The 377-nt window shown below is 66.0% G+C and carries 1 pseudogene; it reads left to right on the plus strand.

From position 1 onward, the window contains the following. A pseudogene (locus EN852_RS36100) lies at positions 1-377 on the plus strand (RTX toxin); the annotation flags it as partial.

Here is a 377-nt window from a genome sequence, read left to right on the forward strand (position 1 = left end):
TCGGCATCCACTGCCTGGACTCCGGACCCCTGGAGCATCGTCGGCGAGCATGGCCTGGCCGAGCGCACGCCGGACCTCACTGCGGTCGTGCAGGAGATCGTCAACCGCTCGGGCTGGGCCGCGCTCAACGACATGGCGTTCCTGATCACCGGCACCGGCACGCGCACCGCCGATTCCTACGAATACAACCCTGCCAGCGCGCCGCTGCTGCACGTTGAGTATCTTCTGCCTGTTTCCGGCAGTCCGGTCGCTTTCAACACACCGCCCGATGCCGACCCAACCGCCAACCAGATCGCCGAACTCGCAGCGGCCGGCGATCTTATCGGAATAACCGCCTCGGCCACGGATCCGGATGCGGGCTCAACCGTCACCTACAG

This window comes from Mesorhizobium sp. M2E.F.Ca.ET.209.01.1.1, from assembly GCF_004010375.2.
Lineage (GTDB): Bacteria > Pseudomonadota > Alphaproteobacteria > Rhizobiales > Rhizobiaceae > Mesorhizobium.